A 5108-nucleotide genomic window follows, 5' to 3' on the forward strand; every position below is an offset into this window, starting at 1 on the left:
GCACGCCGCCCCCGGTCACTGGTACGCCGGGGGCCTCCAGGTGCCCATGGCGGGTGACTGGAAGGTATCGGTCACCGTGCGGACCTCCGACATCGACCAAGCGACCGTCCACAAGAACGTAAAGATCGGCTGACGTTCAGATGCACGACCTGATGCACGACCCCGCCTCCACCGAGGAACCCGCCCGCACCGTCTCGCGTCGGCGCCTGCTCGGCACGGCCGGTGCCACCGGCCTGGTGCTGGGTGCCGGCGGCGCGGCAGCCGGCTACGCGGCCGGGCACGCGGCGGCCGCGGGGGACCATGCCCCCGCGGCCCCACTGAGCTCCCTGGGGACGAACCGGGCGAAGTTTCACGTGAAACATCAGCCGGGCATCCTCCAGGCGGCGCAGGCGCACGGCCACCTGGTCGCCTTCGACCTCGCGCCGGGCGGGGGCCGCAAGGAGGCCGCCGCGCTGCTGCGCCGTTGGTCCACGGTGGCCGAACGGCTGATGGCCGGGGAGCCCGCCCCGCACCAGGACACCGGGGTGGCCCGTGACGCGGGCCCTTCCGGCCTGACCGTCACCTTCGGCTTCGGCCACAGCTTCTTCGCCCGGACCGGCCTGGAGGAGCAGCGCCCGGCCGCGTTGGACCCGCTGCCCGAGTTCTCCTCGGACCGGCTGGAGAAGGCCCGCAGCAACGGTGACCTGTGGGTCCAGATAGGCGCCGACGACGGCCCCGTGGCCTTCCACGCCCTGCGCGCCGTCCAGAAGGAGGCCGGAGCCGCGGCCCGCCTCCGCTGGCACATGAGCGGTTTCAACCGCTCGCCGGGCGCCACCGCCCGCGCCATGACCGTCCGCAACCTGATGGGCCAGGTGGACGGCACCAACAACCCCAAGCCCGCCGAGCCGGACTTCCAGGACCGCGTCTTCGTCCCCTCCGGCGGAGAACCCGCCTGGATGGCCCACGGCTCCTACGCAGTGGTGCGCCGCATCCGCATGCTGCTGGACGACTGGGAGCAGCTCCCGCTGGGTGACCAGGAGGCGGTGATAGGCCGCCGCAAGTCCGACGGCGCCCCGCTCAGCGGCGGTACCGAGACCACCGAGATGGACCTGGAGAAGACGGACGCCTCGGGCAGACCGGTGGTGCCCATGAACGCCCACGCCAGGATCACCCGACCCGACCAGAACGGCGGCGCCGCCATGCTGCGGCGCTCATTCTCCTACCACGACGGCTTCGCCGACGACGGCGCACCGGACGCCGGCCTCCTCTTCGTCAGCTGGCAGGCCGATCCGCTGCGCGGCTTCGTGCCGGTGCAGCGCAAGCTGGACCGCGGAGACGCTCTTTCCGCCTTCATCCGTCATGAGGCCAGCGGTCTCTTCGCGGTGCCCGGCGGGGCGTCGCAGGGCGAGTACGTGGGGCAGGCACTTCTGGAAGGGTGATGTCCTGGCCGCGCACCCGTGGCGTCCCTGGCGTCCGGGAGGTTAACCCGGCGTCCCTGGTCCTGGCGTCCGGGAGGGTCGTCCAGGGGGTCGTCCAGGGGGCGTCCGGGAGGTGTCCAGGACGGTCGGTGAACCCATGGCCATGCGGGTCCGCGATCCGGACCGGGCCGGGGCGGCGCCGTCCGAGGACTACTGTGGGCTGCATGCCAGCGAGTTACGCCTATCTCGGCCCCGAAGGCACCTTCACCGAAGTCGCCCTGCGCACCCTTCCGGAGACGGCCACCCGGGAACTCCTTCCCATGGTCTCCGTGCCGGCCGCGCTGGACGCCGTGCGGGCCGGGGAGGCCGAGGCCGCGTTCGTGCCGATCGAGAACTCCGTCGAGGGCGGGATCACCACCACCCTGGACGAGCTGGTCGCGGGCGAGCCGTTGATGATCTACCGCGAGGTCCTGCTCTCCATCGCCTTCGCCCTGCTGGTCCGGCCGGGCACCCGGCTGGAGGACGTCAAGACGGTGACCGCGCATCCGGCCGCCCAGCCGCAGGTCCGGAACTGGATGAAGGCACACCTCCCGGACGCCCTCTGGGAGTCCGCGGCCTCCAACGCCGACGGTGCCCGGCTGGTGCAGGAGGGCCGGTACGACGCGGCCTTCGCGGGAGAGTTCGCCGCCGCCCGCTACGGCCTGGTCCCGCTGGAGACCGGGATCCACGACGCGGAGAACGCGCAGACCCGGTTCGTGCTGGTCGGCCGCCCCGCCCGCCCCGCCGCACCCACCGGCGCGGACAAGACCTCGGTCGTGATCTGGCAGCGGGACGACCACCCGGGCGCTCTGCGTGACCTGCTGGGCGAGTTCGCGGTGCGCGGCGTCAACCTGATGCTGCTGCAGTCCCGCCCGACCGGAGAGGGAATCGGCAACTACTGCTTCGCCATCGACGCCGAGGGCCACATCTCCGACCGCCGGGTGGCGGAAACCCTGATGGGCCTCAAGCGTTCCTGCCTCAAGGTGCGCTTCCTGGGCTCCTATCCGCGTGCCGACGCCTCCTCCATCAAGGCGGCCCGGGAATTCCTGCCCGGCACCTCGGACCCCGAGTTCGTCGAGGCCGCGGAGTGGGTCGCCCGGTGTCAGGACGGACGCTTCCCGGGCTGACCCCGGCCGAGGACCTGCTCCGAAGCCTTGACCAGAGTTATCCACAGAACTTGTCCACAGGCTGACCGCGCCTCGGTGTCACACTCTGGGGACAACTCGTCGTCAATGCGGGATGCCGCCGACGAATCGGCCGTGCGGGGATCTTCCGTCGAAGTTTCGGGCAACCCACCCTCATTCACCCTTTTCCGTGGAAACTCTCATTGACGTGTCCTCTTTTCGCTCGAAAGGGGGAACCATTGCTCCGCCCCGCCCCATTTCCCGGGGTTCCGGGACGCCGAAAGCCCCCTTCGGAGCGATCGACTCCGTTGTCCACAGACGCGGCCCGCAGCCTGTGGATAAACAGGGCCCCAGGGTGTGGATTTCTGTGGACAACCCAGGGCCCGGCCGCCACCCGAATGCCGGGGAATACTGGGTCGTGACCGCTCCGCGCGCACCGGTAGCCTGGTGCCGTGATTGACCTTCGCCTGCTTCGTGAGGACCCTGACCGAGTGCGCGCCTCCCAGCGCGCCCGTGGAGAGGACGTCGCCCTCGTCGACTCCCTCCTGTCTGCCGACGAGCGGCGCAGGTCGTCCGGCGTCCGCTACGACGAACTGCGCAACGAGCAGAAGTCGTTCGGCAAGCTGATCGGCAAGGCCTCCGGCGAGGAGAAGGCCGAACTGCTGAAGAAGGCCGGCACGCTCGCCGCTGAGGTGAAGGCCGCCGACGCCGAGCGTGACGAGGCCGTCGCCGAGACGCAGCGCCTCCTCCTCCAGCTCGGCAACCTGGTGCACCCCGAGGTCCCGGTCGGCGGCGAGGAGGACTTCGTCACCCGCGAGACGCACGGCACCATCCGCGACTTCGCGGCCGAGGGCTTCGAGCCGCGCGACCACCTGGAGCTCGGCCAGCTGCTGGGCGCCATCGACGTGGAGCGCGGCGCCAAGGTCTCCGGCTCCCGCTTCTACTTCCTGACCGGCGTCGGCGCCCTGCTGGAGCTGGCCCTGGTCAACGCGGCGATGGCCCAGGCCACCGCGGCCGGTTTCACCCCGATGCTGACCCCGGCGCTGGTCCGTCCCCAGTCGATGGCGGGCACGGGCTTCCTCGGTCAGGCCGCCCAGGACGTCTACCACCTCCAGGACGACGACCTGTACCTGGTCGGCACCTCCGAGGTGGCGCTCGCGGCGTACCACATGGACGAGATCCTGGACGCCGACCGGCTCCCGCTGCGCTACGCCGGCTTCTCGCCCTGCTTCCGCCGCGAGGCCGGATCGCACGGCAAGGACACCCGCGGCATCTTCCGCGTCCACCAGTTCGACAAGGTGGAGATGTTCTCCTACGTCGCTCCGGAGGACTCGCAGGCCGAGCACCAGCGCCTGCTGGAGTGGGAGAAGCAGTGGCTGACCTCGCTCGAGCTGCCGTACCGGGTGATCGACGTGGCCACCGGCGACCTCGGCTCCTCGGCTGCCCGTAAGTACGACTGCGAGGCGTGGATCCCGACCCAGGGCAAGTACCGGGAGCTGACCTCGACCTCGGACTGCACCGAGTTCCAGTCCCGCCGCCTGCAGATCCGCATGCGGGACGAGAAGGGCACCCGCCCGCTGGCCACGCTGAACGGCACGCTCTGCGCGGTGCCGCGCACCATCGTCGCCATCCTGGAGAACCACCAGCAGGCCGACGGCTCCGTGCGCGTCCCGGAGGTCCTGCGCCCCTACCTCGGAGGCCGTGAGGTCTTCGAGCCGGTGGCCAAGTGACGAGGTCGTTCCCGTACCGGCTGATCGCCACCGACCTGGACGGCACGCTGCTGCGCTCCGACGACACGATCTCGGAGCGCACCCGTGACGCGCTCGCCGCGGCCACCGCGGCGGGCGCGGCCCACATCGTGGTGACCGGGCGCGGCGTGCCGTGGACCCGCGACGTGCTCGACGACCTGGGGTACCAGGGCATCGCCGTGTGCAGTCAGGGCGGCCAGGTGTACGACGCCGGCGCGCGTCGCCTGCTGACCTCCGTGACGCTGGACCGCAGGATCGCCGAGCTGGCACTGGCGAAGATCGAGGCGGAGACCGGTCCGCTGTTCGTCGCCGCGGCCCGCGACGGTCTCGACGGGGACGTGCTGGTCGCCGACGGTTACCGCTCGGTGGGCAAACTGCCGGCCGTTCCGCTCACCGACCCCGCCGACCTGTGGGCGGCACCGCTGAGCAAGCTGTACATCCAGCACCCGACCCTGGGCGACGACGAGCTGACCGAGACGGCCCGGCGGATCGCCGGCGGGTTCGTCACGGTGGTGATGGCGGGCGCGGGCATCGTGGAGCTGCTGCCCCTGGGGCTGACCAAGGCCACCGGCCTGTCGCTGGCCGCCCGGCGGCTGGGCGTGAAGGCCGCCGAGACCATCGCGTTCGGGGACATGCCCAACGACATACCGATGTTCCGGTGGGCGTCCTGGGGGGTGGCCATGGCCGAGGCGCACGCCGAGGTCAAGGCGGTCGCGGACGAGGTCACCACGTCCAACGACACGGACGGCATCGCGGCCGTCGTGGAGCGCCTGCTCGGCTGACGTACGCCCGCGGCGCGG

4 protein-coding genes are annotated in these 5108 nt (G+C 71.4%); all 4 read left to right on the forward strand.

The features are described from left to right. Nucleotides 1-140: 140 nt before the first annotated feature. The 4 genes from efeB to HW445_RS17905 all read left to right on the forward strand — a co-directional run bounded on the left by efeB (nt 141) and on the right by HW445_RS17905 (nt 5090). Complete coding sequence (gene efeB, locus HW445_RS17890; protein WP_257231146.1) at nt 141-1418, forward strand: iron uptake transporter deferrochelatase/peroxidase subunit; 1278 nt, start codon at nt 141-143, stop codon at nt 1416-1418. Between the two features lie 203 nt (nt 1419-1621). Continuing rightward, a complete protein-coding gene (gene pheA / locus HW445_RS17895; RefSeq protein WP_180222010.1) occupies nt 1622-2563 on the forward strand; it encodes a prephenate dehydratase in 942 nt (313 codons plus the stop codon). Nucleotides 2564-3012: 449 nt separating this feature from the next. Next, complete coding sequence (gene serS / locus HW445_RS17900) at nt 3013-4290, forward strand: serine--tRNA ligase (protein WP_180222011.1); 1278 nt, start codon at nt 3013-3015, stop codon at nt 4288-4290. After that, on the forward strand, nt 4287-5090 hold the full coding sequence (locus tag HW445_RS17905; RefSeq protein ID WP_180222012.1) for an HAD family hydrolase: 804 nt from the start codon (nt 4287-4289) through the stop codon (nt 5088-5090). Before serS ends, HW445_RS17905 begins: the two co-directional genes overlap by 4 nt. The last annotated feature ends 18 nt before the right edge of the window (nt 5091-5108 follow it).

Source organism: Streptomyces sp. UH6 (genome assembly GCF_013421635.1).
In the GTDB taxonomy this organism is placed as follows: Bacteria; Actinomycetota; Actinomycetes; order Streptomycetales; family Streptomycetaceae; genus Streptomyces; species Streptomyces abyssomicinicus.

Bases quoted from the DNA above. Each gene is read 5' to 3' on its own strand.
- efeB (WP_257231146.1), top strand. From the start codon at position 141: ATGCACGACCTGATGCACGACCCCGCCTCCACCGAGGAACCCGCCCGC.
- pheA (WP_180222010.1), top strand. From the start codon at position 1,622: ATGCCAGCGAGTTACGCCTATCTCGGCCCCGAAGGCACCTTCACCGAA.